Source organism: Psychrobacter sp. GW64-MNA-CIBAN-0177, assembly GCF_040309585.1.
GTDB classification, from domain to species: Bacteria; Pseudomonadota; Gammaproteobacteria; order Pseudomonadales; family Moraxellaceae; genus Psychrobacter; species Psychrobacter okhotskensis.
Genome location: NZ_JBEOOY010000275.1, coordinates 1 through 268, shown reverse-complemented (window position 1 = coordinate 268; position 268 = coordinate 1). Strand labels below are relative to the sequence as shown.

Sequence of the window (268 nt, the reverse complement as noted above, 5' to 3'; positions counted from 1 at the left end):
CGCTTACTTAACTCAATGTGCTCACGTAAAGTAGTTACTGGTAACGGTTGTTCATTGCTTGCTAAGATATTACTAACGGTTGATTCGGTGTTTGTATTCTCTAATTTTTTATTAGTTTTCGGATGCAATATTTGATGTAAAGTTTCATATTCACCAGATAACAGCGCTTGTCGTTTTTCATGCTCGGCAAGTTCGCGTTGCTGATGAGCTAAGCTTTTCTTCAAATCTAATGCCTGCGGCTGCAAATCCTCTATACGTTCTGATACAC

1 protein-coding gene is annotated in these 268 nt (G+C 38.4%); it reads right to left on the bottom strand.

Going from position 1 to position 268, the window contains the following annotated elements; all coding sequences use genetic code 11:
• A partial coding sequence (locus AAEY79_RS15070; protein ID WP_352289239.1) for a hypothetical protein occupies positions 1-268 on the bottom strand: 268 nt, incomplete at both ends.